The organism is Mesorhizobium sp. (assembly GCF_005063415.1).
Taxonomy (GTDB): Bacteria; Pseudomonadota; Alphaproteobacteria; order Rhizobiales; family Rhizobiaceae; genus Mesorhizobium.
Genome location: NZ_SUEG01000003.1, coordinates 42,071 through 66,645, shown reverse-complemented (window position 1 = coordinate 66,645; position 24,575 = coordinate 42,071). Strand labels below are relative to the sequence as shown.

24 protein-coding genes are annotated in these 24,575 nt (G+C 61.3%); 8 read left to right on the top strand and 16 right to left on the bottom strand.

The window, feature by feature from the left end; translation table 11 throughout:
• The first annotated feature begins 6 nt into the window (after window positions 1–6).
• Window positions 7–1,113: a glycosyltransferase gene (locus E5W70_RS01965; RefSeq protein ID WP_292653778.1), complete on the top strand. Its 1,107-nt coding sequence runs from the start codon at window positions 7–9 to the stop codon at window positions 1,111–1,113.
• A 93-nt stretch (window positions 1,114–1,206) separates the two neighbouring features.
• Here E5W70_RS01965 and E5W70_RS01960 read toward each other — a convergent pair whose 3' ends face one another.
• Window positions 1,207–2,067: an alpha/beta hydrolase gene (locus E5W70_RS01960; RefSeq protein ID WP_292653777.1), complete on the bottom strand. Its 861-nt coding sequence runs from the start codon at window positions 2,065–2,067 to the stop codon at window positions 1,207–1,209.
• A gap of 239 nt (window positions 2,068–2,306) precedes the next feature.
• Here E5W70_RS01960 and minC point away from each other — a divergent pair, with 239 nt between their 5' ends.
• The 3 genes from minC to minE are packed head-to-tail and all read left to right on the top strand — an operon-like array spanning window position 2,307 to window position 4,130.
• The gene (minC, locus tag E5W70_RS01955; protein WP_292653776.1) at window positions 2,307–3,026 is read left to right on the top strand and encodes a septum site-determining protein MinC; all 720 of its coding nucleotides are present in this window, start codon (window positions 2,307–2,309) and stop codon (window positions 3,024–3,026) included.
• Between the two features lie 19 nt (window positions 3,027–3,045).
• On the top strand, window positions 3,046–3,861 hold the full coding sequence (gene minD, locus E5W70_RS01950) for a septum site-determining protein MinD (RefSeq protein ID WP_254819515.1): 816 nt from the start codon (window positions 3,046–3,048) through the stop codon (window positions 3,859–3,861).
• Window positions 3,858–4,130, top strand: coding sequence for a cell division topological specificity factor MinE (minE, locus tag E5W70_RS01945; protein ID WP_023677151.1), 273 nt, complete (start codon window positions 3,858–3,860; stop codon window positions 4,128–4,130). Before minD ends, minE begins: the two co-directional genes overlap by 4 nt.
• Before the next feature lie 181 nt (window positions 4,131–4,311).
• Here minE and E5W70_RS01940 read toward each other — a convergent pair whose 3' ends face one another.
• The 6 genes from E5W70_RS01940 to E5W70_RS01915 form a co-directional block, all read right to left on the bottom strand.
• The gene (locus E5W70_RS01940; protein WP_292653775.1) at window positions 4,312–5,631 is read right to left on the bottom strand and encodes an extracellular solute-binding protein; all 1,320 of its coding nucleotides are present in this window, start codon (window positions 5,629–5,631) and stop codon (window positions 4,312–4,314) included.
• Between the two features lie 95 nt (window positions 5,632–5,726).
• Complete coding sequence (locus tag E5W70_RS01935; protein WP_292653774.1) at window positions 5,727–6,575, bottom strand: carbohydrate ABC transporter permease; 849 nt, start codon at window positions 6,573–6,575, stop codon at window positions 5,727–5,729.
• Window positions 6,572–7,507 (bottom strand): sugar ABC transporter permease, encoded by a 936-nt coding sequence (locus E5W70_RS01930; RefSeq protein WP_292653773.1) that lies wholly within the window; start codon window positions 7,505–7,507, stop codon window positions 6,572–6,574. The genes E5W70_RS01935 and E5W70_RS01930 overlap by 4 nt, the downstream gene beginning before the upstream one ends.
• Before the next feature lies 1 nt (window position 7,508).
• Window positions 7,509–8,600, bottom strand: a complete 1,092-nt coding sequence (gene ugpC, locus E5W70_RS01925) for a sn-glycerol-3-phosphate ABC transporter ATP-binding protein UgpC (protein ID WP_292653772.1) — start codon at window positions 8,598–8,600, stop codon at window positions 7,509–7,511.
• A 49-nt stretch (window positions 8,601–8,649) separates the two neighbouring features.
• On the bottom strand, window positions 8,650–10,161 hold the full coding sequence (locus E5W70_RS01920) for an alpha-N-arabinofuranosidase (protein WP_292653771.1): 1,512 nt from the start codon (window positions 10,159–10,161) through the stop codon (window positions 8,650–8,652).
• A 184-nt stretch (window positions 10,162–10,345) separates the two neighbouring features.
• Window positions 10,346–11,272 carry a helix-turn-helix domain-containing protein gene (locus tag E5W70_RS01915; RefSeq protein ID WP_292653770.1) on the bottom strand — a complete coding sequence of 309 codons (927 nt, stop codon included), beginning with the start codon at window positions 11,270–11,272 and terminating at the stop codon, window positions 10,346–10,348.
• A 248-nt stretch (window positions 11,273–11,520) separates the two neighbouring features.
• Between E5W70_RS01915 and E5W70_RS01910 the strand changes: the two genes are divergently transcribed.
• From E5W70_RS01910 to E5W70_RS01895, 4 genes are read left to right on the top strand one after another with little or no spacing between them, the layout of a single operon-like run.
• Window positions 11,521–12,399 (top strand): ABC transporter permease, encoded by an 879-nt coding sequence (locus E5W70_RS01910; RefSeq protein ID WP_292653769.1) that lies wholly within the window; start codon window positions 11,521–11,523, stop codon window positions 12,397–12,399.
• Window positions 12,396–13,217, top strand: a complete 822-nt coding sequence (locus E5W70_RS01905) for an ABC transporter permease (RefSeq protein ID WP_292653768.1) — start codon at window positions 12,396–12,398, stop codon at window positions 13,215–13,217. The genes E5W70_RS01910 and E5W70_RS01905 overlap by 4 nt, the downstream gene beginning before the upstream one ends.
• 22 nt (window positions 13,218–13,239) lie before the next feature.
• On the top strand, window positions 13,240–14,382 hold the full coding sequence (locus E5W70_RS01900; RefSeq protein ID WP_292653767.1) for an extracellular solute-binding protein: 1,143 nt from the start codon (window positions 13,240–13,242) through the stop codon (window positions 14,380–14,382).
• Window positions 14,375–15,550 carry an ABC transporter ATP-binding protein gene (locus E5W70_RS01895; protein WP_292653766.1) on the top strand — a complete coding sequence of 392 codons (1,176 nt, stop codon included), beginning with the start codon at window positions 14,375–14,377 and terminating at the stop codon, window positions 15,548–15,550. The genes E5W70_RS01900 and E5W70_RS01895 overlap by 8 nt, the downstream gene beginning before the upstream one ends.
• A 19-nt stretch (window positions 15,551–15,569) precedes the next feature.
• Here the strand turns inward: E5W70_RS01895 and E5W70_RS01890 are convergent, their stop codons facing one another.
• The 9 genes from E5W70_RS01890 to E5W70_RS01850 form a co-directional block, all read right to left on the bottom strand.
• Window positions 15,570–16,547, bottom strand: a complete 978-nt coding sequence (locus E5W70_RS01890; protein ID WP_292653765.1) for a branched-chain amino acid ABC transporter permease — start codon at window positions 16,545–16,547, stop codon at window positions 15,570–15,572.
• Between the two features lies 1 nt (window position 16,548).
• Window positions 16,549–17,436: a branched-chain amino acid ABC transporter permease gene (locus E5W70_RS01885; protein ID WP_254819527.1), complete on the bottom strand. Its 888-nt coding sequence runs from the start codon at window positions 17,434–17,436 to the stop codon at window positions 16,549–16,551.
• Window positions 17,437–17,443: 7 nt separating this feature from the next.
• On the bottom strand, window positions 17,444–18,154 hold the full coding sequence (locus E5W70_RS01880; protein ID WP_292653764.1) for an ABC transporter ATP-binding protein: 711 nt from the start codon (window positions 18,152–18,154) through the stop codon (window positions 17,444–17,446).
• A complete protein-coding gene (locus tag E5W70_RS01875; RefSeq protein WP_292653763.1) occupies window positions 18,147–18,920 on the bottom strand; it encodes an ABC transporter ATP-binding protein in 774 nt (257 codons plus the stop codon). Before E5W70_RS01875 ends, E5W70_RS01880 begins: the two co-directional genes overlap by 8 nt.
• Before the next feature lie 11 nt (window positions 18,921–18,931).
• Window positions 18,932–20,137, bottom strand: coding sequence for an ABC transporter substrate-binding protein (locus E5W70_RS01870; protein ID WP_292653762.1), 1,206 nt, complete (start codon window positions 20,135–20,137; stop codon window positions 18,932–18,934).
• Between the two features lie 333 nt (window positions 20,138–20,470).
• The gene (locus tag E5W70_RS01865; protein ID WP_292653761.1) at window positions 20,471–21,457 is read right to left on the bottom strand and encodes a dipeptide ABC transporter ATP-binding protein; all 987 of its coding nucleotides are present in this window, start codon (window positions 21,455–21,457) and stop codon (window positions 20,471–20,473) included.
• Window positions 21,454–22,476 (bottom strand): ABC transporter ATP-binding protein, encoded by a 1,023-nt coding sequence (locus tag E5W70_RS01860; RefSeq protein WP_292653760.1) that lies wholly within the window; start codon window positions 22,474–22,476, stop codon window positions 21,454–21,456. The genes E5W70_RS01865 and E5W70_RS01860 overlap by 4 nt, the downstream gene beginning before the upstream one ends.
• Window positions 22,466–23,440, bottom strand: coding sequence for an ABC transporter permease (locus E5W70_RS01855; RefSeq protein WP_292653759.1), 975 nt, complete (start codon window positions 23,438–23,440; stop codon window positions 22,466–22,468). Before E5W70_RS01855 ends, E5W70_RS01860 begins: the two co-directional genes overlap by 11 nt.
• Complete coding sequence (locus E5W70_RS01850) at window positions 23,440–24,468, bottom strand: ABC transporter permease (protein WP_292653758.1); 1,029 nt, start codon at window positions 24,466–24,468, stop codon at window positions 23,440–23,442. The genes E5W70_RS01855 and E5W70_RS01850 overlap by 1 nt, the downstream gene beginning before the upstream one ends.
• Window positions 24,469–24,575: the final 107 nt, after the last annotated feature.

Here is a 24,575-nt window from a genome sequence, read left to right as displayed (position 1 = left end):
CAGGGCATGGCGAAGCGCATCGTTTTCCACATCGCCAGCCTGAGGGGCGGCGGCGCCGAACGTGTCTTCGTCCTGATGGCAAATGAACTGGCATCGCGTGGCCACGAGGTCACGCTGTTTACCTGGAACGCGCAAGGCCCTAACGCCGAGCTGCGCTCCGCTGCCGTGCATCTGGTCGACTTCAGCCTTCTCTTGCGAGGCGAGGGTTACGCCAAGTCGGCGACGCTGAAAGGCATCGTGCGAAGCGCAAATTTGTTCCGCCGCCTTGATCCTGATGCGGTCTATAGCGCTCCGGAATTCGCCAATCTGGTGGTGGCGCTGTCACTCATGTTGGCCAGAAGCCGGGCAAAATTCTTTCCAAGCTTCCACGCCGCCGCCTCGCTGCCTGCCAGCGGCCTCGGCGCGAAGCTGGCGATCTGGCTTTCCGCGCTGGTTGCCGCGCGCGCAACCAAAGCCATCGCCGTTTCGGCGGGTGTTGGCCGAGACATCATCGCCCGCGGCTTCCCGCAATCGAAGGTCGTCGTCATCAACAACCCGCTGCCGCCGGCTGAAGCACCGCAGAGGAATTCCTATGCCTGGCAGGCAGCGTTGGCGGCGATGGGCGATGGCCCGGTCATCGCCACCGCCGGACGCCTCGTGCCGGTCAAGGACCACCGGACTTTGCTGCGGGCCTTCGCTGCCCTGCGCGCCGGCCGCCCTGCCCGGCTCGTCATCTTCGGCGAAGGTCCGCTGGCTGCCGAATTGCACGCCTATGCCGAGCAGATCGGCATTGGCCAGGACGTACTCTTTGCCGGCTACGTCAACGATCCCGCAGCCTGTTATGCCGCAGCCGATCTGTTCGTCCTTACATCCACCAGCGAAGGCTTTGGCAACGTCTTGGTCGAGGCCATGGCTGCTAGTGTCCCCGTAATCTCCACCGATGCTCCGCATGGCCCGCGCGAGATACTCGGTGACGGCCGTTTCGGCACCTTGGTGCCAGTCGGTGACGCCGCAGCCCTGACGGAGGCGATGGCCGAGATGCTGGACCACCCCACCCCTGCTGCCGTGCTGAAAAGCAGGGCGGCGGATTTCACAGTCGACAAGATTGGCGATCAGTACGAAACCTTGCTCTAGTTGTCGCGCACGGCAGCAGGGTCACGGTTGGATGCGATCGACGTGGTCGGGCTTTGATTGCCGTAATCTCTTCACGGGCTGGGGCCCAACGATTCATCGTGAGGCGTTCCGTCGTTCCTTGAGTTGTTGGGCGAGGAAATCCTTGACCGAATCGAGAACCGCGTCCCGTTCATGAGATACGCCTGGCAGCAAATCGAAGCGCACGCGCGCACCCGCTGCCTCGAACGATCGACACAATGCCATGAGGCGTTCCGGCCGTGTTCGCCCGGCATCGTTGGCGCCCGGCATCCAATGGGCGCTGCCTTGGACATGAGTGATTTCCCAAGTTTCCAGGTCGGCGTCGCCGACGATCATCTGGAAAGGCACTTTTGCCAGCGCTGTGGCATCGAAGGTGATGCCGAACTTCTCCGGCAGATCACGAATGCCCACCCACCAGTCACGCGTCGGATCGAGCAAGGTCACCGAGCCTGGCGCGCCGATTGAGGCCGCCCAGAGCCTGTCGGGATGCAGGATAGCAAAACGATGCGTGAAATGCCCGCCACCGGAAAATCCGAACATGGCAATGCGGCTCCAATCCTGACTGTATTTGGCGCTGACCTCCTCAACCATGGCGAGCAGCACCCGATCGTAGCGTATGTTGCCCTCGAGGATATACTTGTATCCGCTGCGGGCATCATCCCCGAGAACGCCGATTGGAAACAGCGGACACAAAACGGCGCAGCCGTTCCAGCGTCCGAACTCGGAAAACGCGTCGCGGAATCCAAGAAAAGAGGTGCGGCCGGTGCCATGGATGGCGACCATCAGATCGACTTTGGCCCCTTCCCCAACCGCGGGAGGCACATACAGGCAATAGTGAAAGCGCGGGTCTGATTTGGAAGCAAAGATGGCCGTCGCGCCAAGATCATAGGTAGCACGACTGCGATCCGCGACCGACTTCTTGGCAATGGTAGTCAAGTCGACGACTCCTTAGTAGGCTCGGCGTTCATGGCAATCGTATACCGGTCGGCCGACCTAGTGAACTGGAGACGCCTCCAGGCAGCCACGAGGAGAGCCTCGTCGTGCATCGGAAGCAAGGCGCCGGCGGGGCGATCGGAGGCAAAAAGAATGCCTCCCCCAACGCCTCGGGAAGCCGCCATTAACTTTTCGTTAACCATGCCGGGCTAGCTTTAACCAATCAGTAAGGACTCGCCTCTGTGACCTGCGTCGCTCCCATCCAAAACAAGTCCATACGCTTTCGAGCGCGCTCGTTTGTAGCCTTCACCCTCACCCCTGAGGCCCCGTTAGGGGAATGGCTGCAAAGCCTCGATCACTGGACCGAAAACTCTCCCGGCTTCTTTGCCGGCCGTCCGGTCGTGCTCGATCTGACTATGCTCAAGCCCGAGGTGGGCGAGATGCGGGATCTGGTCTCACAGCTCGCGGAGCGCGGGATTCGCATCTACGCGATCGAGGCCGATGGCAACGTTGCTCTCGACGCCGATCTGCCGCCGCTCCTCGTTGGCGCCAAGGAGGCCACCGCTGACGCGCTTTACGTGCAGCCGGACCCGAAGGCCGCCGCTGAGGCCAAGACGGAAGAGCCGGAGGCGCCGAACTCATTGATGATCAAGGCACCGATCCGCTCCGGCCAGTCGATCTTTCATCCCGATGGCGATGTGGTCATTGTCGGCTCCGTCAGTTCCGGATCCGAGATCATCGCCGGAGGATCGATTCACGTCTACGGCACGCTGCGTGGACGTGCGTTCGCCGGCGCCACGGGAAATTCCGCGGCTCGCATCTTTTGCCGGAAAAACGAAGCCGAACTGCTGGCGGTGGACGGCTGGTACCGCACCGCCGAGGAGATGGACGCCTCCTCGCGAGGAAGGCCGGTACAGGCCTTTCTCGAGGACGGCGCACTTTGCGTCGCACCGCTCAACTAACAACATTGGAGGCACAAATATGGGCAAGGTAGTGGTTGTCACATCCGGCAAAGGGGGTGTCGGCAAGACGACCTCGACGGCCGCTCTCGGCGCCGCGGTCGCGAAAACCGGCAAGCGGGTGGCCCTCGTCGATTTCGACGTCGGCCTGCGCAACCTCGATCTGATCATGGGCGCCGAGCGGCGCGTTGTTTTCGATATCGTCAACGTCATTCAGGGAACCGCCAAGCTCTCGCAGGCGCTGATCCGTGACAAGCGACTCGAAACGCTGTTCCTGCTGCCGGCCTCGCAAACGCGCGACAAGGATGCTCTCACCGAGGAAGGCGTCGCCGATGTCATCGACAAGCTGCGATCGGTTTTCGACTACGTCTTCTGCGACAGCCCCGCCGGCATAGAGCGGGGCGCGCAACTTGCCATGCGCTTTGCCGACGAGGCGGTAATCGTCACCAATCCGGAAGTGAGCTCGGTCCGCGATTCCGATCGCATCATCGGCCTGCTCGACTCCAGGACGATGAAAGCCGAGCAAGGTGAATCGATTGCCAAACACGTGCTCGTCACGCGCTACGATGCTGCGCGCGCTGCCCGCGGCGAGATGCTCAGCATCGATGACGTGCTCGAGATCCTGTCGACGCCCTTGCTGGGAATAATTCCCGAGAGCCAGGACGTGCTGCGCGCATCCAATGTGGGCGCGCCGGTTACGCTCAGCGAAAACACCAACCCCGCCGCACGCGCCTATATCGACGCGGCAAGAAGACTCGAGGGCGAGGACCTGCCGGTCATTCTGCCTTTCGAGCGGAGGGGTCTCCTCGACCGGCTGTTGGGAAGGAGGGCAGCATGAACCTGCTCGATATCTTCAAGCGCCGCGGCAGCGCGCCCGTGGCGCGCGAGCGCTTGCAACTGCTGTTGGCTTACGAGCGTCGAAGCCGCAACCAGCCCGATCTCGTCTCCGTGTTGCGCGAGGAGATCATGGCGGTGATCGCCCGGCATGTTCAGGTCGACCAGGATTTCCTGCAGGTGAGCATGGATCACGGCGAAACGACGTCGAGATTGGAGATCGACATCCAGATCCCCAACAAGGTCGCAATGCCCATGGCCGCGGCGTTCTAGCGGAATCCTTCAGTCAGGGCTTGCGTCGGCTACTGCCGAGGTTGCGGCATGGTGGTTTGCGTGTTTGACCGGTCGCCACCGCCAAGTCGCGCAACTCGAGCATAATAACCATTGCCTCACCAAAACCCCGCGGCCGTTTCCAGCCGCGGGGCGCCTTGGGAGGGCCTTTCGAAACCCGTGGTCAGATGTTGGCGAGCAATTCGTTGACGCGGCTTTCCATGTCGGCAAGGGCGGTGTCGACGTCCTTCTGGCCACTGATTGCTGCACTCATCTCTTCGCCGATGATGTCCTGGATCGCAAACTGACGCTGTACGGCGGACGGCAGCGGCTTGCCGAGGTCGGCGACCGCAGAGATCGTGTTGCGATGCGGCAGGGCCTTGAAGGCGTCCGAGGTGATGACGGCCTTATAGGCCGGCAGGTGACCGGTGCGCGACCACTCAAAGTCGTTGTCGGCGAAGAACTTCAGGAATTTGCCGATCGCCGCGATCTGTTCAGGCGTGCGGTCTTTCTGCGACACGGCCCAGGTGTGGCCGTCGGCATATTGCGCGTGGGTGCCGCCAAACAGCTGCGGATACGGATAGACCGCATAGCCGCCCTTGTTGAGCGCCGTACCCTTGGTTTCGGACTGGGCGTTGTAATCGCCGACCACCCAGGTGCCGTTAAGGTGGACGCCACCCTCGCCGGCAAGGAAGGCGTTGATCGAGCCGCCATAATCGAGATCCGTGGTGGTGTAGCCCTTCTCGAAGATCGCCTTGTACATCTCGACGACCTTCTTGGCTTCCGGCGTATTCAACTTCACATGCTTCGGATCCGCAAAGAAATCGGAATCCTGCTGGAAAAGATAAGTGTAGAGGTTGCGTGTGTAGAGTGCAGTCTCATTGGCCAGGTTCTGGACGAAATAAGGCTTGCCCGTCTTCTGCTTGAACTGTTCGGCCTGGGCGAGCAGTTCCTCGGGCGACTTTGGAAAAATCGGCGTGCCGTCGGCATTGACGAGGCCGGCTTGTTTGAAAAGATCCAGGTTGACGTGATAGAGCATCGTCCAGCTGTCGATCGGCAGGCCGTAGATCTTGCCGTCTTTGGTGGCGCCATTGCGCGCCGCGTCGGTGAAGGCGTCGGGTGTCACGCTGACCGACTTCAAGAGGTCGTCGAGCGGCATCAACAGGCCCTTCGACTGATAATCCGACAGTACGGATTCATGGATCGTGACAATGTCCGGAGCGTCGCCTGAAGCGAACTGCGCGGTCAGCTGATCATAGCCGGGCCATTCCACGGTGGTGACGTTGACATGGACATCGGGATTGTCGGCGTTGAACTTGTTGATCAGCGAGGTGATGATGCCGCATTCGCCAACGGCCTTGGTGGGATCGGTGTTGGTGCCGAAATCGGCATCGCAGGCGCCAAAAAAGCGCTGCACGCTCAGTTCCGTGGCGGCGAAGCTTGGAGCTGCGAGCATCATTGCGCCCGCAGAGACTGCGGCAAACAGTATTTTCTTCAGTTTCATATCAGTTCCTCCTACTGAGTTTCCGCCGCTCCACCCTGGATTGGCTTTCGTGCTTCAATTGCTGCGCATTCCCCCCGGCCGTCAGGCAATCTTCGTTATCTCACCGCAGCGCCGGAGACCGCCGTGACGATGTATTTCTGGAAGAACAGGTAGACGATCAGGATCGGTGCCCCGGCAAACACCGCCTGTGCCATCAGGAAGCCGATGCCTTCGGACTGGGCGAAATTGGTCTGGGTCGATGCCATGCCGACCGTCAGCGTGAACATGTCCTTCCTCGTCGCCGAAATCAGCGGCCAGAAGTAATCGTTCCACGCGCCGAGAAAGGTGAAGATGCCGAGCGTCGCCTGCGCAGGCAGCGTGAGCGGCAGAAGCACCTTCCAGAAAATCCTGAGCCGGCTGGCGTTATCGAGCATGGCGGCTTCGTCCAGCTCCTTCGGGATGGCCTTGAAATACTGGGTCATCAGGAAGACGCCGAACGGAGCTGAAAGGCCCGGCAGAATAAGCCCCTGATAGGTGTTGTGGAACTTCAGCATGCTGAAGATCTGGTGACGGGCGACAAGCACGGCCTGCTCCGGGACCGCCAGGCCGAACAGCACGATCACGAACAGCACGTCTCGGCCGGGGAAATTCAGCCGTGCAAAGCCGTAGCCGGCGAGCGACGACAGGATCAACGTGCCGAGCGTCAATCCGCCCGAGACGATGATGCTGTTGCGCACCCAGATGAAGACCGACGAGGTGCCGACGGTGTTGATATAATTCTTCAGCGTATAAGGCGCGTGAAACACCGAATTCGGATCGGCCATCAGCTCGGCATTGTCCTTGAGCGACAGGCCGATCACCCACAGAACCGGCGCGATCATGACGATCGAAAGCAGGATGACGAGGGCTAATAGCACATGGTCGCCAAATGCCCGTCCCTTGATGGAAGTGGCTGGAGCGCTCATGCTTGGTCTCCCCTGCTGCGTGTCACCAGGTACTGGGCCATGGCCGCGACCAGGATGAGGATGAACAGGATTTCCGATGCAGCGGCGCCCAGGCCGAGATCCCAGCGACGGAATGCGGTATCGTAGATATAGAGCACGATCGGCTTGGTCAGGTTGTTCGGACCGCCGCGCGTCATCAGCCAGGCCTGGCCGAACAGCTGGAATTGAAGCACGATCTGGATGATGATCACCAAGATGAAGGTGCGCTTGATCGACGGCAGCGTGATCGAGCGTAGCGTCTGCCAGCGATTGGCATTGTCCAGGGCTGCCGCCTCGTAAATATCCTGCGGAATCTGCTGGAGCGCCGAAAGAAAGAGCATCATCGGCAGGCCGATGCACCACCAGATGGTGGCAATGGCGATGCCGACCATGGCCAGGCTGGGATCGGAAATGAAGGCCGGGGCCGTTGCGCCGAACCATCCGTAGATCGTCGACAACAGGCCGACATTCGGAATGAAGACGATGCGCCAGATCAGCGTGACGATGGTGACCGACAGCACCGAGGAGGAAAAGAACAGCGTCCGCAAAACCGCGGCAGTGCGCGTGCGGCGGTTGAGGCAAAGCGCCAGGAAAAGGCCGATCAGCGCCAGCGTCGGCACCGTCAGAAGCACGAAGTAGAAGGTGTTCCAGATCGATTGCAGGAAGACCTTGTCGTGATACAGCCTGGCGTAATTGCCGAGACCGACAAAATTTCCGGACGAGAACGTGTCGGCCTTGTGGAAACTCAGCCACATCCCCCAGAGCAGCGGGAAGAGCAGCAGCGTGGTGAAGAAGAACAAGAATGGCGCAACGAAAATGAAATTTCGCCATTGCGGCGCATAGATGTCGGCGGTAGGGGCTCTGACGCCGACAGCAAGCGTCGCGGTCGGGGACATCGCCAGCCGGTCAGCCATCTCAGGCCTCCCTCGCATGCCAGGCGCGGCCGGTCTCGTTGAACAGATGCGATTTCTGGCCGTCGAAGGCGAGCCCGATTCTGTCGCCGACGGCGACGCGGCTGTTGCCGGAATCCGAGCCGACGATCTGCTGGCCATCGCCCAGCCGCGCGTAGATCAGCGTGCGTTCGCCGAGCCGCTCGAGCACATCGACGACGCCGTCGGCATTGCCCTGTCCGGCCGCAACGATGCGCACGTCTTCTGAACGGATGCCGAAAGTGTAGTTGCCATCGGTCAATTGGCTGGAGGCGATCTCGGTCTGCACCGAGACGCCGTCCGCAAACCTGGCCGTGGCGTTCTCGCCGGATCTGTCAAGCGTCGCATCGACGAAGTTCATCGCCGGCGCACCGACGAACCCTGCGACGAATTTGGTCGCCGGACGCTCGTAGATCTCCATCGGAGTGCCGATCTGATCGATCTTGCGATTGTTCATGACGACAATGCGGTCGGCGAGCGTCATTGCCTCGACTTGGTCGTGGGTGACGAAGATCATCGTCGACTGCAGCCGCTGGTGAAGCTGGGCAAGTTCGATGCGGGTACGGGTGCGCAACGCCGCATCGAGATTGGAGAGCGGCTCGTCGAACAGAAAGGCCTTCGGCTCCTTGACGATCGCACGGCCGATGGCGACGCGCTGGCGCTGACCGCCGGAGAGCTGGCCCGGCTTGCGATCGAGCAGATGCGGCATTTCCAGGATGCGGGCGGCTTCGTTGATGCGCGCCTCGATGACCTTGCCTGGTACGCCGATATTCGCAAGCCCGAAGGCCATGTTGTCGCGCACCGTCATATGCGGATAAAGCGCATAGGACTGGAACACCATGGCAATGCCGCGCTTGCCCGGCGGCAAATGATCGATGCGCTCGTTATTGATGGCAATCTCGCCGCTATCGACAGCTTCGAGCCCGGCGATCATTCGAAGAAGCGTCGATTTTCCGCAACCGGACGGGCCCAGGAACACGATGAATTCGCGTGCCCTTATGGAGAGCGACAGATGATCCAGCACCATCATGGCACCGAACTGCTTGCTCACGTTCCTGATCTCGATATCGGCCGTCACGTCGACGCTCCTCCTCAGCGTTTGCGCTTTCTCGATGATCCGCCCGAACTCAGAGCCTCAGGCGTATGACCTGGTAGGAATACGCCGGCAGCGACAGGCTCAGCTTGCCGCCGGCGAGCGAGGCGCCCTCACCCTTCCTGGGGCTGACATTGCCAGGGTTTTCGGCCGAATTGACGGCTTTCAGATCGGCGTGTGCCATCACCCGGTGATCGACGATCTCCGCCGCGCCAAAGCCGGTGAGGTCGACCACTGTTTCGATTGCCTCGCTCGAATGGCGGTTGACGGCGAAGAAGGTGACGTGGCCGGTTTGCCTGTCGTGCACGCCGGCAACATCGACATAGGAGACGTCGCCCGCAACGCTGGATTTGTAGGTCGGACTTTCCACCTTGAGATCCAGCGCATTGCCGCGACCATAGTTAGAAGCAAACAGATAGGGATAAAAAATCGTCTGCCGCCATGCCGGGCCATTCGGAACGGTCATGATCGGCGCGATGACATTGACCAGTTGTGCCAGGCAGGCGATCTTGACGACATCGGAACGGCGGATGAAGGTGTTGAGGATCAGGCCGACCTGCAGCACATCCTCGAAATTATAGATGTCTTCGAGCAACGGCGGGGCGAACGGCCAACCGTCGCTGCCGCCAAGTATCTTCTTGTCCTGCTCCTTGGAATGGTACCAGACGTTCCATTCGTCGAACGAGATGTAGACCTGCTTGTTGGAGCGCTTCTTGGCCTTGATATAGTCGATGACGCCGGCGACCGAGACAATGTAGTCGTCGAGCTTTTCGCTCATGGCGAGATAGTTCGGAGCGTCGTTGGCTTCGTTGTCGAAATACATGTGCAGCGAGATGTAGTCGACCTCGTTGTAGGTATGGTCGAGAACCGTCGCTTCCCATTCCGGGTAGGTCGGCATCTTGGCATTCGAAGAGCCGCAGACCACCAGCTCGAGTGACTTGGAGAAGGCGCGCATGGCCTTGGCCGTCTCATGCGCCAGCCGGCCGTACTCGTCCGCGGTCTTGTGGCCGATCTGCCAGGGGCCATCCATTTCATTGCCGAGGCACCAGAGCTTGACGTCGAACGGCTCCTTGCGGCCGTTGGCGATGCGCTTGTCGCTCCATTTGCTGCCGCCGGGATGGTTGGCGTACTCCAGCAGGTTGCGGGCTTCGTCGAGGCCGCGCGAGCCGAGATTGACGGCAAGCATCATCTCGGTGTTGGCGCAGCTGCACCAATCGGCAAATTCATGCAGGCCGACTTCGTTGCTTTCCGATGTGTGCCAGGCAAGGTCGAGGCGGACTGGGCGCTGTTCCTTGGGGCCAATGCCGTCTTCCCAATTGTAGGCCGAGACGAAATTGCCGCCGGGATAGCGCACGATCGGAACATTGAGTTCCCTGACGAGATCGATGACGTCCTGACGCATGCCGTTGGCGTCCGCTGTCGGATGGCCGGGCTCATAGATGCCAGTGTAAACTGCCCGCCCCAGATGCTCGATGAAGGATCCGTAGAGCCTCGGATCGATTTCCGAGACAACATAATGCGGATGAGCCGTAACGGCTGCCTTCATGCATTCCTCCCATCGATATCACAAACGATGATTTAAATCATCTTGCCCGATATCAAAGCGGGATTGGCAGCCCTTCGTCAAGCCAAAATACCCAAATGTAGGACAATTAGACGAACGCTTTGGCACGGAAGAAAGCCAGCTAGTTGAAATTGCTGCGTTATCTTTAGAACCCGGTTTCATGATATCAACCAGTTTTGATCCTAAGCAGGATGTCCTGATCGTAATTTCCAAAGCCCTTGCCGAAAATGTTGATCCCACCGGGGCGCTTGGCGTCGTCCTTGACGCCGATACGGACGCGGATTGAATGATGGCTCTTCAGATCGAGTGCGGCGAGGCCGGTTTCGGAAATCCTGAGGCCGTCGACATAGGTGCCGTCATTGGCAATTCGCCAGTTCTTCAACTTGCCGTATTGCGAGCCCTTGAGCTTCCACCAGGAGGGCGTGAAGACGCCGCGCTTGTCGCCGAAATCCCCCGGCGACGTCCAGGTGCCGACATCGACGCCATTGATTGTCAGCGTAATGTCCGAGGGCCAATCGGCGCTGGTGCCCGGCACTTCCGAGGACAGCTCTATCGCCACTTCGAGTTCGGTGATCTCGGCATTGGCGAGCTTGGCATTGTTGGGGAACTGGTATTCGACAAAACCGCGCGTGAACCATAGCAGACCGGCTTTCATGCGGTCCGGATCGAGGAAAGTGTTGGGAACATCGAGCAGACCGATGATGCCGTCCGGCGAGCAAAGGCCGCAGGGCGCGGTAACCTCGAAGCCGGTGTAAAGCCCGATCGGCATCGACACTTCGATCGCGTCGTTCTTGACCGCACGATATTCGCTCTTGAACACGACGAGCACTTCTTCGGCCGTCGGATAACAGATTTTCTGACTGCCTTTCCTCGCTTTCAGATTCTCGGTGCGGATCAGCCCCGCATCCTCCAGCACCTGGATGTTGGTCGAGACGGTCGACTGCGGCAGCGACAGCACGGCGGCGATTTCGTTGACATTCATCGGCCCCTTCTCATGCAGCAGTTTCAGCATCGAGATACGCGCCGAAGAGGCAAGCCCCTTGAGCACGGCAATGCCTTCCTCAGGTTCAATCACCAGAAAATTGCGACTCATGAAATTGCCCGACCCATGCAAAATCTATATCCGAAATTATCCTGTATATCGGGATATCTGATTTAATCAATGGCAGGCAGAACGCCGAGCAATTTGTTGAATCCAGCAAGGCCGGTGGTCGCGCGGTGGCCCTGCACAGAATTTGTGCAGGAGCCATATGCAGAGTGGACACCTGAACGCCGATCGCCCAATCTAGTCCGGAGCTGAGCCGGTGATGGCGGCTTGCAATTAAAGCGGTTGGACGGGTCGTGACCAAAGGGTGGAAATTATACGATCAGCGACTGGCCTGGATCCTCGTCGCGCCTGTCCTTTTGCTGCTTATCCTGCTTCTGCTGCTGCCGATCGCGATGATGACGGTCTACACGTTTTTCACCTTCGTCACCGCGGGGGTGGAGTCGGCGGTGCTGACCTTCGACAATTGGAAGGAATTCCTCACCGATAGTTACTATCACGGCTTTCTTTGGAAGACCGTTCGCGTCGGCGCCATCACCGCTGTGATTTGCGCGATCCTTGGCTATTTCCCCGCCTATTTCATCTGGGCCACGACTTTCAGGCACAAATGGCTGCTGTTGCTGCTGCTCATCGTACCGTTCTGGATCAGCTTCACCATCCGGACATTCTCGTGGATCCATATTCTCGGCGAACAGGGGCTGATCAACGTCGTGCTCATCAGGCTGGGGGTTATCAGCGAGCCGTTGCCGATGCTCTACACCGAGGGCGCCGTCATCATGGGGCTGCTGCATTTTCTGCTGCCCTATATGATCCTGAACGTCTATGTCAGCCTGGAAAGCATCGACCGCACGCTGATTGCCGCCGCCCGCTCGATGGGCTGTACCAGCGCGCAGGCGTTTCGCGAAGTGACCCTGCCGCTATCGATGCCGGGGCTGGGTGCCGGGCTGCTGCTCTGCTTCGTGCTGGCGGCCGGCTCCTATGTGACACCGCAGCTGCTCGGGGGAAGCCGCGACGCGCTGTTCGGCAACTTGATTTACGACACCATCATGGGGCAGCTCAACTGGCCGATGGGCGCAACGCTTTCCATCGTCCTGTTCGTCCTGCTCGGCGCGGCCGCCGCCGCTTACAGCCGCTATATGGGCCTGTCGCAGATCATGAAGGGTCTTAGTGCATGAGAGCGGATCATCCCGATCGCGAAGGCAGATGGGCGTGGCGGCTGACCGGCGCGATCACGCTGTGCGTCTATGTCTTCATGTTCGCGCCGATCATCGCCACGGTCGTGCTTTCCTTCAACGCCTCGATGTTCGGCGGCTTTCCCCTCACCGGCTTCAGCCTGCGATGGTACGAAAAGCTGCTCACCAACGAGCCGGTTCTCGACGCCTTCCGGACATCGATGTGGATTGCCCTGGTGACGGCAACGGTGACGACGCTGCTCGGCATCATGGCGGCATTGGCGCTGGTGCGCTTCGAGTTCCGTGGCAAGCAGGCGATCAACACGCTTGTCATTCTTCCCGCGCTGGTCCCCGAAACGATACTCGGCGTCGGCCTGCTGGTCATGATCAAAGCCGTCGACCAGCCGCGCAGCATGGCGCTGCTGGTACTCGGCCACATTCTGCTCACGCTCCCCTACGTGGTGCTGATCGTTCAGGCGCGCATGGTCGGCATCAAACGTTCCTATGAGGAGGCGGCACTGTCGCTCGGAGCGCCGCGTGTGTCGACATTCCGCGAGATCACGCTGCCGCTGCTCATTCCCGCAGTGCTTGCCAGTATTCTGCTCGCTTTCACCATTTCGTTCGACAACACCTCGGCCAGCCTGTTCTGGCGGCCGGCGGGCGTCGAGACCATGCCGACTCAAATCCTTTCGATGCTGAAGATCTCGATCAGCCCCGAGGTGAACGCACTAGGAACCGTCATGATCCTTTTGACGGTCGGCATTCCCTTGGCTGGCGGGCTCATCCTGCAAAGCCTCACCTGGTTCAAGGCAGGCAAGTGAAAATGAAAATGGGAGAATGGAAATGAAACTGACAACCACCAAGCGACTGGAGCGGCTCAACGAACGCTATGCCAATGGCGACATCAGCCGGCGATCATTCCTGACGCTGACGGCCGCCGCTGCCGCCGCCACCGGGCTTTCCATGCCCTGGATGGGACGGGCGCTGGCCGCGGTTTCGGAAGTGCGCTTCGACGGATGGGGCGGCGTGGTGCAGGAGGCGATCGACAAGTACGCGTTCCAGCCTTACACCGCCAAGTCCAAGGTCAAGGTCGTCCAGGGAACCTTTGGCGACGAGAACGAGATCATCACCAAGATCAAGACGTCGAAGCCGGGCGACTTCCAGATCGTCCATTCTTCCGGCGTCAACTACTACATCAAATACGTCAACGGCGGTTTCAATTCGGAGATCAACGAGGCGAACATTCCAAACATGGCGAATGTGCTGACCGCCATGATCGAGCCGTTCCGCAAGATCACGCCGAAGCTGTCGGCAGTGCCATATGATTACGGCACCACCGGCATCGCCTACAACAACAAGGTCATCTCGCCGGAGGAAGCCAAGGAAAAGGGCGCCAACCTGCTTACCGACACGAAATATGCCGGCAAGATCGGCGGCTACGCCGATATGACGACGCGCGTCTGGTACGCGGCGCTGCAGACGAAACAGGACCCCAACAGCATCCAGGATATGGATGCGGTCTGGGCCAAGGTTCGCGAGACCCGCGACCTGGCCAAGAAGTTCTGGAGTTCCGGCGCGGAACTCATGGACCTCCTGTCGCGAAACGAGATCGTCGTCACTGACGCCTGGTCGGGACGTGTCGCCGCCCTGCAGCAGCAGGGCCAGCCGATCGGCTATCTCGACCCCGCCGGCTCATACGCATGGATGGAGGACATGCTGGTGCTCAAGGGATCGCCGATGGCCGAATGCGAGGAGTTGATCAACTTCATGCTGGATCCGGCCACGTCGATCGCCGTCGCCGAGGGCCAGAACTATCCGCCATCCCTTGACCCCACCAAGGTGAAGCTGACCGACAAGATCGCCGCGCTTCCGGCCTTCGACCCGACCGGATCGATGAAGTCGCTGACCTTCGCCGATCCGCTCTACTGGGCGAAGAACGAAGACGCCTGGACCAAGCAATGGGACAGGGTGTCGAAAGGTGCATGACGACAACAGCCACGACCAGCAGCCCCGTCCGGCTTCGGCCGGGGCTGCCGGCGACCAGCTCGCCCAGAGCGAGCGGCAGCCGACAGGAATGCCTGCGGTCGAGTTTCGCGACATTGATATTTTCTACGGCAAGTTCGCCGCTGTGCGCGATTTTTCACTGGCGATCCGGAAAGGTAGTTTCGTCACCTTGCTGGGGCCGTCCGGGTGCGGCAAGACGACGATCCTGCGCTCGATCGCGGGCCTGGTCGACATCTCCAGTGGCCAGATCTCGATCGGCGGAAAGCGGGTCGACGACATCCCGATCTACAAGCGCAACATTGGTCTGGTGTTCCAGAACTACGCGCTCTTTCCGCACAAGAACGTCTTCGACAACGTCGCATTCGGCCTGAAATACCGAAACGTGCCGAAACCGGAAATCGTGCGCCGGGTCAAGAAGGCGCTGGATATGGTGCGGCTGCCCGGCAGTGAGACAAAGCTGCCGTCACAGCTCTCGGGCGGCCAGCAGCAACGCATCGCACTGGCCCGCGCCATCGTCTTCGAGCCGGAAGTGCTGCTGCTGGACGAGCCCTTGTCGGCGCTCGACGCCAATATGCGCGAGGACATGCGCGTCGAGATCAAGAAAATCCAGAGGGAGACGGGCATCACCGCTATTTTCGTGACGCACGACCAGGAAGAAGCGTTATCGATGTCCGACCACATCGTCGTGATGAACGCCGGCCTGATCGAGCAGATCGGCTCCCCCGCGCAGGTCTATGACCAGCCGGCCACCGCATTCGTCGCCAATTTCCTGGGCAAGGCCAACATGCTGCCCGGCAGCGTGACAGTGATGGACGGCAAGATGGCGATGATCGCGCTGGCCAGCGGCCATGTCGTAAAGGTGGCCGCGCCGAAGGCGCTCGCGACCGGCAGCGCGGTCACCGTCGTCGTTCGCCCGCAGAAGCTTACCGTCGGTACCGCCGGTGCTGCCAACAGGCTGGCGGGACGAATAGTCTCGACCTCCTATCTCGGCGGCAATGCGGTCTACGAGATTGACATCGGCGCCGGCACGCTGGTGCGCGCCAACACGTTGATCGACGGCCAGCCGCTGCGTGAAGGCGAAGCGGTCGATGTCTGCTTCGGCCCGCTGGGCTGCGTGCTTCTCGACGCGCAAGGCTTGCGCATCGCCTAGCGAGGCCGACCTGAGCCGTTCAGTCTTTCGCGTCACCCTTTGGCCCGAGAAACCGCGCATAGACCTCACCGACAATACCGCGCCGGAAAACCAGCACGCAGACCATGAAGGTCAGGCCGGTGGCGATGGTCACCGGAAAACTCGAGGTGGCGAGCGTGTTTTCCAGGCCGACGACCAGACTGGCGCCGATGATCGGCCCGACCATGGTGCCGATGCCGCCGAGGAGCGTCATCAGAATCACCTCGCCCGACATCTGCCAGGTGACGTCGGTGAGCGTGGCAAACTGAAAAACGATCGCCTTGAGCGCGCCGGCCAGCCCGGCCAATGTCGCCGACATGACGAATGCCGCCAGCTTGTAATTGGCAACTGAATAGCCGAGCGAAATGGCCCGGCTCTCGTTTTCCCGGATGGAACGCAGGATCATGCCGAAAGGCGAGTTGATGATGCGCCAGATGGCGAACACGCCGATCAGGAAGACTGCCAGCACGAAATAATAGATGTTGATCGAGACGTTCAGGTCGAGCATTCCAAGCAGCTTGCCACGCGGCACGCCCTGGATGCCGTCCTCACCTCCGGTGAACGGCGCCTGCACGCAGAAGAAGAAGAACATCTGCGACAGCGCCAGCGTGATCATGGCGAAATAGATGCCTTGCCGGCGGATGGCAAAGAAGCCCATGACAAGGCCGAGCAGCGCGGCTCCCAGGGCACCGAGCAGGATGCCCGCTTCCGGCGGCCAGCCCCAGACCTTGACCGCGTATGCTGTGAAATAGGCCGCCCCCCCGAAGAATGTCGCATGGCCGAAGGACAACAGCCCGGTGTAGCCGAGCAGAAGGTTGAACGCGCAGGCAAACAGCGCAAAGCACAGCATCTTCATCAGGAAGATCGGATAGACGAAGAATGGCGCCACCAGCAGCGTCAGGATGCCGAGCCCCACCAGCGTCCATTCAAGCCATACCGAACTTTTGGCGCGCGTCTCGCGAAGTGAGAGTTCGGCCATCTCAGGCATCCCTTCCGAACAGGCCGGCTGGCCGGACAAGAAGCACGATCGCCATGATGACGAAGACCACCAGATTGGAGGCTTCGGGATAGAAAACCTTGGTCAGGCCTTCGGCGAGGCCAAGCATGTAACCGGTGACGATCGCCCCGAGGATCGATCCCATGCCGCCGACCACGACGACGGCGAAGACGACGATGATGAGGTCAGACCCCATCAGCGGGCTCACCTGATAGATCGGCGCGGCGAGAACCCCCGCAAGCCCGGCAAGAGCGGCGCCGAGGCCGTAGGTGAGAGTCAGCAGCAACGGCACGTTGACGCCGAAAGCCTGCACCAGGCCGGGGTTCTCCGTTGCCGCGCGCAGATAGGAGCCCAGCCTGGTCTTCTCGATCAGCGCCCAGGTGCCGAAACAGACGATCATCGAGGCGACCACCACCCAGCCGCGGTAATTAGGCAGGAACATGAAGCCGAGATTGGTGCCGCCGGAGAGCAGCGGCGGCACGGAATAAGGACTTCCCGATACGCCATAGTAGTACCGGAACACGCCTTCGAGCACGAGCGCGAGGCCAAAGGTGAAAAGCAACCCGTAGAGCGGGTCGATGTCGTAAAGCCTCGACAGCGCCAGGCGCTCGACCACGACGCCGAAGCCGCCGACGATCAGCGGCGACAGGATCAGAGCCGGCCAGTAGCCGATGCCGAACCGGGTGAGAAGCAGGTACCCGATGAAGGCGCCGAGCATATAGAGCGCGCCGTGAGCGAAATTGATGACGCGCAACAGGCCGAATATGACAGCCAGGCCCAGGCTCAACATTGCGTAGAACGAGCCGTTGATGAGGCCGACCAGCAACTGGCCGAGGAATGCCTGAACGGGTATTCCGAAGATCATCGTCATGGCGCCATCATACACCCAGCACTTCATGCAGCAGCGTCATACGATCCGGCAGTTCGCCGACCGGAAAGCCCGCCACGACCTTGCCGTGCTCCATCAGGTAGAAACGGTCGGTGACGCGGCTGGCAAAGCGGAAATTCTGCTCGACCAGCAGGATCGTCATGCCGCGCTTTTTCATCGTCGCCAGCAGATCGCCGATGCGCTGCACGATGACCGGAGCCAGGCCCTCGGTCGGCTCATCGAGAAGCAGCATTTTCACGCCGGTTCTGAGCATGCGCGCGATCGCCAGCATCTGCTGTTCGCCGCCCGACAGCCTGGTGCCGGGGCTGTTGCGTCGCTCCTTCAGATTGGGGAAGAGCTCGAATATTTCCTCCACGCTCATGCCGCCCTCGGCGACGATCGGCGGCAGGACCAGATTCTCGTCCACGGTCAATGTTGCGAAGATGCCGCGTTCCTCCGGCACAAGGCCAATGCCTTGATGCGCGGTCCGGTGCAACGGCAGGCGCATCAGATCCTTGTCGTCGAAAAAAATCTGGCCGGTTCGCTGGCGGATCAGCCCGATAATGGCGCGCAATGTCGTGGTCTTGCCGACGCCGTTGCGCCCCAGCAACGTCACCGTTTCACCTGGAAAGACCTCCAGGTCGACGCCGTGCAGCGCATGGCTCTCGCCATACCAGGCGTTGAGGCCGCGGACTGCGAGAAGCGGCGCGGCGTCACTCATCGGCGGTGCCCATATAGGCGATCCTCACCCGCTCGTCGCGGCTGACCGTGGCGTAGTCGCCGGCGGCAAGGATTTCGCCGCGCTGCATGACGGTTATCCAGTCGCAAAGATCGGCTACAACAGTCAAATTGTGCTCGACCATCAAAACCGCGCGCTCCTTGGCGACCGAGCGGATGATGTCGGAAACCGTGCGCACATCCTCATGCCCCATGCCGGCCATCGGCTCGTCGAGCAGCAGCATTTTCGGGTCGAGCGCTAGCGTCGTGGCGATCTCTAGCACGCGTTTCCTGCCATAGGAGAGATCGGCGGCGGGCCTGTTCTTGGCATCGTCGAGGCCGACCGACCGCAAAAGCTCCTCGGCGCGCGGCGTCAATCGATCGAGCGCAGACAGCGAGCGCCAGAACTGAACGCTGAGCCCGCCCGGCCGCTGCAGCGCAACGCGCACATTGTCGAGCACGCTGAGATGTGGAAACACCGCCGAGATCTGGAACGAGCGCACCAGGCCCATCCGCGCGACCTTGGCCGGCGAGGTGCGGGTGATGTCGTGGCCGAGCAGTTCGATCCTGCCGCTGGTCGGCGGCAGGAACTTGGTGAGCAGGTTGAAGACGGTAGTCTTGCCGGCGCCGTTGGGTCCGATCAGCGCGTGGATGTTGCCGTGGTAGAGGTCGAGATCGACATTCCTGACCGCGACGAAACCGGCGAAGTCGCGCCGCAAACCGCGGGCGGAAAGCACCACCCGCGGCTCACTCGGTTCGGGCGGTTCCATCGGTGCGCCAATCACTCGCCAGCCGTGGGACAGCCGCTCTCCTTGGGGCTCAGGAACGCCTCGTTACCGGGGATCGTGGCGAGCGGTTTGTAATAGTCCCACTCCTTGGTGCTCTCGCTCGGCGACTTGACCTGATAAAGATACATGTCGTGAACCATGTTGCCGTCGGCCTGCACTTTGCCGTTTGCCGTAACGTCGTTCACTGGCATCGCATGCAATTCCTTGGCGACCGCCTCGGTTCCATCGGTGCCGGCTTTGTCGATCGCCTTCAAATACTGGGTCACCGCCGAATAGGTGGCGGCCTGGATCATGTTCGGCATGCGGTTGGTGCGCTTGAAGAACCGCTGGGCGAAATCGCGGCTCTTGTCATCGCGATCCCAGTAGAAACCTTCAGTCAGCACCACGCCTTGCGCGGCCTCGAGGCCGAGCCCATGCACCTCGGCCAGCGTGAACAGAAGTGCTGCAAGACGCTGACCGCCCTGCACTATACCGAATTCGGCCGCTTGCTTGATCGAGTTGGAGGTGTCGAGGCCGGCATTCGCCAGGCCGATGACCTTGGCGCCCGACGATTGCGCCTGCAGCAGGAAGGATGAATAGTCGGTCGAGCCGAGCGGGTAGCGCACCTCGCCAACCACCTTGCCGCCATGGCTCTCGACGAACTTTGCGGTCTGCTCCTTGAGCGAATATCCGAATGCATAATCGACGGTGACGAAGAACCAGCTGTCGCCGCCTTGCTGGACGAGAGCGCCACCGGTCCCCACTGCCTGCGAATGCGTGTCGTAGGCCCAGTGGAAGCCATAGGGCGAGCACTGTTTGCCGGTTAGCTCGGTGGTCGCGGCGCCGGTGACGATGTCAATTTTTTTCTTTTCCTTGGAAATCCCTTGGACGGCGAGCGCCACCGAGGAGGTAGTCAGTTCCATGATGGAATCGACCTGTTCGGTGTCATACCACTGCCGCGCAATGTTGGAGGCGATGTCCGGCTTGTTCTGGTGGTCGGCGCTGACGATCTCGACCGGCGCACCTTGCACCTTGCCGCCGAAATCCTCGACCGCCATCTTGGCGGCCTCGACCGACCACTTGCCGCCGAAATCGGCATAGACGCCCGACTGGTCGTTGAGAATGCCGATCTTGACCTTGCCGTCGGAAATCTCGGCGGCTGCGGCAGGCATCACAGTCGCTGCAAGAAGCGCGGCCGAGACCAGGTACGATATCTTCATTGGTGACTTCCTCCCTTATGGTCGACAACCGAGCAAACATGTCGGCGGCTGCCTGCTGCGGCACGAAGAATGGCCTCCCATATTCCGTCCTCTCCGGCGCCAAATCACGCAGCGCTCTACGGCCGCCTATGCCCGTCCCTCAAATCGTAGCATCGCTCGGCAACGCGAGAACAGTTACTTTAGTATTAGGCATCGGCGATGCCCGGCCGCGCAGCGCCGAAGCGCAACATAGCGCCGGATCGTGCGGCGTCCAGATCGGCCGCTATCCTCGCCGAAAGGACGATTACGGCTGAACGGTCCTGATCCGATATCGCTGACCGAGAATTCCCATCGTCAACCGCCGGCTGGATGATGGCACGCAACCAGGCGGCCCTCGCCAATGCTTTGGAGAAGCGGACGCTCGCTGCGGCAGAGGGAGGTGGCGGCTGGGCAGCGGGTGTGGAACCGGCACCCGGAGGGTGGGCTCATCGGGCTGGGCAGGTCACCCTTGAGCACCAGCCGGCCGCGCCGCGCCCGGTCGATGCTGGGTACCGGCACGGCGGAACGCAGCGCCGCGGTGTAATGGTGTCTGGGCGCCGCAAAGACCTCGTCGGTCGGCCCACTCTCCACGATCGATCCCAGATACATGACCGCCACACGGCTCGAGATCTGACGCACCACGGAAAGGTCGTGGGCGATGAACACATAGGTCAGGTTGAACTCCTCGCGCAGGTCGGCGAGCAGATTGACGATCTGCGCCTGGATCGACACGTCGAGCGCCGAGACCGGCTCGTCGGCCACGATCAGCCGTGGCCGCAGCGCCAGCGCACGGGCAATGCCGATACGCTGGCGCTGGCCGCCGGAGAATTCGTGCGGATAGCGCGATGCGTGCTGGGGCGACAAGTCGACCCGGCGCAGAAGGTCGGCGACCCGGTCCGCCATTTCCGATGCCGAGAGGCGTTCATGGATACGGAATGGATCGGCCAGCAGATCGCCGACCCGCCGGCGCGGATTGAGCGAAGCGCTGGGATCCTGAAAGACCATCTGCATCTGCCGCCGCAGCGGACGGAGCTGACGCTGGGAAGCCTCGCTGATGTCGCGGCCCTCGAATTCCAGCGACCCCGAGCTGATTTCGGTCAGACGCACCAGACACCGGCCAAGCGTGGATTTGCCGCAACCGGACTCACCGACGATGCCGAGCGTTTCCCCGGGCCAGATGTCGAGAGACACCGTATCGACCGCATGTACGGTCCGGCGCTGCGCCGGGAAGATCGAGCGGCCGACGCTATAACGTTTCGACAGATCGCCGGCGCGAAGCAGCGGGCGCGGCACGGCATTCATCGTTGCATCTCCACGCCGCCAGCCCTCTGGACAGCGAATTGTCGGCGCGTTGTCTCCGGCAACAGGCACGCGGCGCGATGGCTCTCGCCTTGCATGATCGGCAGCTGGACCAGACAGGCGTCGTGGCGAAAGGCGCAGCGGGGGCTGAAGGCGCAGCCTTTCGGCAGGTCGGAGAGCGACGGCGGAATCCCCGTGATAGCGGCGAGCCGGGCTGGACGTGGTCCCTCCATCGGCGGGATCGAGCCGAACAAGCCCCATGTGTAGGGATGCAGCGGCGCCCGGAAGACACTGCTCTTGCCGCCCTCCTCGACAAAGCGTCCGCCATACATCACCAGCACCCGGTCCGCGACTTCGGCGACGACGCCAAGATCATGCGTGACCAGGATCACGGCGGAGCCGAACTGGTCGCGCAATCGTCCGATCAGTTCGAGGATCTGCGCCTGCACGGTAACATCGAGGGCTGTGGTCGGTTCATCCGCGACGAGCAGCGCCGGGTTGCAGGAGAGCGCCATGGCAATCACCGCACGCTGGCGCATGCCGCCGGAAAGCTGGTGCGGGTAGTTGTCGACGACCCGATCCGGATTTGCGATGCCGACCGCATCCAGCAATTGCACGGCCCTCGGCCGTGCCGCTTTCGCCGACACTTTTTCATGCGCGCGCACCTGCTCGGCGATCTGGTTGCCGATCGTATGCACCGGGGTGAGCGCCGACATCGGATCCTGGAAGATCATCGCGATCTGGCGGCCGCGAATGGCATCGAGCGCACGCCGCTTGAGTCCGATTAGTTCCTGTCCCATGAAACGGATGGAACCGGAGACGATAGCGTTGGGGCTGTCGATCAGCCCCATAATGGCGAGCAAGGTCTGGCTTTTGCCCGAACCGGACTCGCCAACCACACCGACGATCTCGCGCTGCTCGACGGAGAACGAAATACCTCCCACCGCGCGCACCAGGCCCTCGTCGCTGCGGAAGGAGACGGTGAGGTCCTTGACCACCAGAAGAGGAGCATCAGCCGACATCGCGAGCCCTCGGGTCGATGAAGACGAAGACCACGTCGACGACGAAGTTTGCCATCACCACGAAGAAGGCGGCGTAAATCACCGTGGCCAGGATCATCGGCAGATCGAGGGTCTGCAGCGCCTCATAGGTCAGTTTTCCGACGCCCTGCAGTCCGAAGACCACTTCGGTCAGCAGCGCGCCGCCGCCGACCAGGGCACCAAAATCGAGGCCGAACATGGTGACAAATGCGACCAGCGAGGTTCTGAGGCCATGATGCAGCAGCACCCGGCGTTCGCCGATCCCCTTGGCCCGGGCGGTGCGGATGAAATCCTCCTGCATCATCTCGATCAGGCTTGCCCGCAGCACCCGGCCATAGAGGCCGACATAAAGGGTTGCCAGCGTGAACCACGGAATGACGAGCGCCTTGAACCAGCCCCATGGGTTCTCGGCCAGGGGGATGTAGCCGAGCGGAGGAACCCAGGAAAACAGCCAGCTGTCGTGCCAGCGGCTTTGTGTCAGCAGGTTGGCGACCTCGCCCAGCCAGAAGACCGGGATCGACACGCCTATCAAGCTCAGGATCATCAGCGCCCGATCCACGAATGTACCGCGCGTTGCGCCTGCGATCACCCCGACGATCAATCCACCGAGCACCCACAGCACTGCCGCGCCACCGACCAGCGACAGCGTTACGGGAATGGCGCTTATCACGGTCGGAATGACGCGTTGCCCGCGGTTGACGAAGGAGGTGAGATCGCGGCTGACGAAAAGCCGGTTCATCATCAGCCCATATTGCACCGGCAATGGCCGGTCGAGACCGAAATCGTGGCGCACCTGGATCAACGTCTCTTGCGAAGCATTGCGGCCGGCAATGCGCGCCGATGGATCAGCGCCAGGCGTCGCAAAGAAGATCAGGAAAGCGACGACACTGATGCCGAACATGACCAGCACCATCTGGCCAAGCCGGAAGCTGAGCGCGGTAACCACTAGACGCCCCTCGGCGAGGATTTCGGATCGAGCGCGTCGCGCACGCCGTCGCCCAGAATGTTGAGGGCCAGCACCGTGATCACAATGGCTAACCCCGGCGCCAGTGCCACGACCGGCCGCGAATAGAGCAGGCCCTGGCCGTCCTGGATGATCGTGCCCCAGCTGGCATCCGGCGGCTGCACGCCGATCGACAGGAACGACAGCGAGGATTCGGTCATCATGTTGAGCGCCAGGATCAACGGCACGAAAACGATGATGCGGGTCACCACATTGGGCATGATGTCGCGCAAAAGGATGCGCCAGGGCGACGCGCCTAGGCCGATCGCAGCGGTGACGAATTCGGCATGCATCAAGGTCAGGACATGGCCGCGGATCGGCCGCGCCACATAGGGCACATAGACGATGCCGATGATGAAGACCGGTAGCCACAGGCTGCCGGAGCGGATTTCGAATGGACCGATCTGGATGCTCTGCGCAATCAGCACGATCGACAACGAAATCGCCAACAGGAAAATCGGAAAGGCCCAGAGCACGTCGAGAATGCGCGACAGGCCGATGTCGACGATGCCGCCGAAGAAGCCCGAAACGACCCCCAGAGACGTCGCGAGGACAAGGCACAGCGCGGCTGCAGCACCCGAGATCAACAGCGAATCCCGTCCGCCGTAAAACAGCCGCGCCGCGACGTCACGGCCCTGGTTGTCGGCACCAAGCATATAGGGGCCGATGCGCCAGGTCGGCCCGATCGGCGTCATGCCGAGGCCAAGGCCTTCGGTGGAGGGCTGCAGCACCGGCTGGGTCACCCCATCGACGACGATCTCGCCATTGAGATTGGTCACAAATGGATCGGTGCCGGAGACGTATCGCGCATAAAGCGGCGCCGCGAGCGAGGCGATCACGATGACGACGAGCACGGCGAAGGCAGATATTGCAGAACGATCGCCTTTCAGCTTGCGCCAAGCGGTGCGCCACGGGCCATCGGTGGCCCGGCGAACCGGGATGGCGGGCTGGTCCGCAATGACATTGACCATGAACAGGATTGCCTAGGAAAAATCGCGGCCTCGAAGATGCTCTGATCCGCCGGAAAAGGAAATGCGACGGAGAGCCAGCGGCACTCCGTCGCATTGGCTCCGGTCGG

Excerpts from the sequence above, each read along its gene's own strand:
- minD (WP_254819515.1), top strand. The coding sequence starts at position 3,046 with ATGGGCAAGGTAGTGGTTGTCACATCCGGCAAAGGGGGTGTCGGCAAG.
- E5W70_RS01880 (WP_292653764.1), bottom strand. The coding sequence starts at position 18,154 with ATGAGTGACGCCGCGCCGCTTCTCGCAGTCCGCGGCCTCAACGCCTGG.
- E5W70_RS01965 (WP_292653778.1), top strand. The coding sequence starts at position 7 with ATGGCGAAGCGCATCGTTTTCCACATCGCCAGCCTGAGGGGCGGCGGC.
- E5W70_RS01890 (WP_292653765.1), bottom strand. The coding sequence starts at position 16,547 with ATGGCCGAACTCTCACTTCGCGAGACGCGCGCCAAAAGTTCGGTATGG.
- E5W70_RS01850 (WP_292653758.1), bottom strand. The coding sequence starts at position 24,468 with ATGGTCAATGTCATTGCGGACCAGCCCGCCATCCCGGTTCGCCGGGCC.
- E5W70_RS01935 (WP_292653774.1), bottom strand. The coding sequence starts at position 6,575 with ATGAGCGCTCCAGCCACTTCCATCAAGGGACGGGCATTTGGCGACCAT.
- E5W70_RS01865 (WP_292653761.1), bottom strand. The coding sequence starts at position 21,457 with ATGAATGCCGTGCCGCGCCCGCTGCTTCGCGCCGGCGATCTGTCGAAA.
- E5W70_RS01920 (WP_292653771.1), bottom strand. The coding sequence starts at position 10,161 with ATGAAGGCAGCCGTTACGGCTCATCCGCATTATGTTGTCTCGGAAATC.
- E5W70_RS01905 (WP_292653768.1), top strand. The coding sequence starts at position 12,396 with ATGAGAGCGGATCATCCCGATCGCGAAGGCAGATGGGCGTGGCGGCTG.
- minE (WP_023677151.1), top strand. The coding sequence starts at position 3,858 with ATGAACCTGCTCGATATCTTCAAGCGCCGCGGCAGCGCGCCCGTGGCG.
- E5W70_RS01870 (WP_292653762.1), bottom strand. The coding sequence starts at position 20,137 with ATGAAGATATCGTACCTGGTCTCGGCCGCGCTTCTTGCAGCGACTGTG.
- E5W70_RS01860 (WP_292653760.1), bottom strand. The coding sequence starts at position 22,476 with ATGTCGGCTGATGCTCCTCTTCTGGTGGTCAAGGACCTCACCGTCTCC.
- E5W70_RS01930 (WP_292653773.1), bottom strand. The coding sequence starts at position 7,507 with ATGGCTGACCGGCTGGCGATGTCCCCGACCGCGACGCTTGCTGTCGGC.
- E5W70_RS01875 (WP_292653763.1), bottom strand. The coding sequence starts at position 18,920 with ATGGAACCGCCCGAACCGAGTGAGCCGCGGGTGGTGCTTTCCGCCCGC.
- E5W70_RS01915 (WP_292653770.1), bottom strand. The coding sequence starts at position 11,272 with ATGAGTCGCAATTTTCTGGTGATTGAACCTGAGGAAGGCATTGCCGTG.
- E5W70_RS01885 (WP_254819527.1), bottom strand. The coding sequence starts at position 17,436 with ATGACGATGATCTTCGGAATACCCGTTCAGGCATTCCTCGGCCAGTTG.
- E5W70_RS01900 (WP_292653767.1), top strand. The coding sequence starts at position 13,240 with ATGAAACTGACAACCACCAAGCGACTGGAGCGGCTCAACGAACGCTAT.
- E5W70_RS01940 (WP_292653775.1), bottom strand. The coding sequence starts at position 5,631 with ATGAAACTGAAGAAAATACTGTTTGCCGCAGTCTCTGCGGGCGCAATG.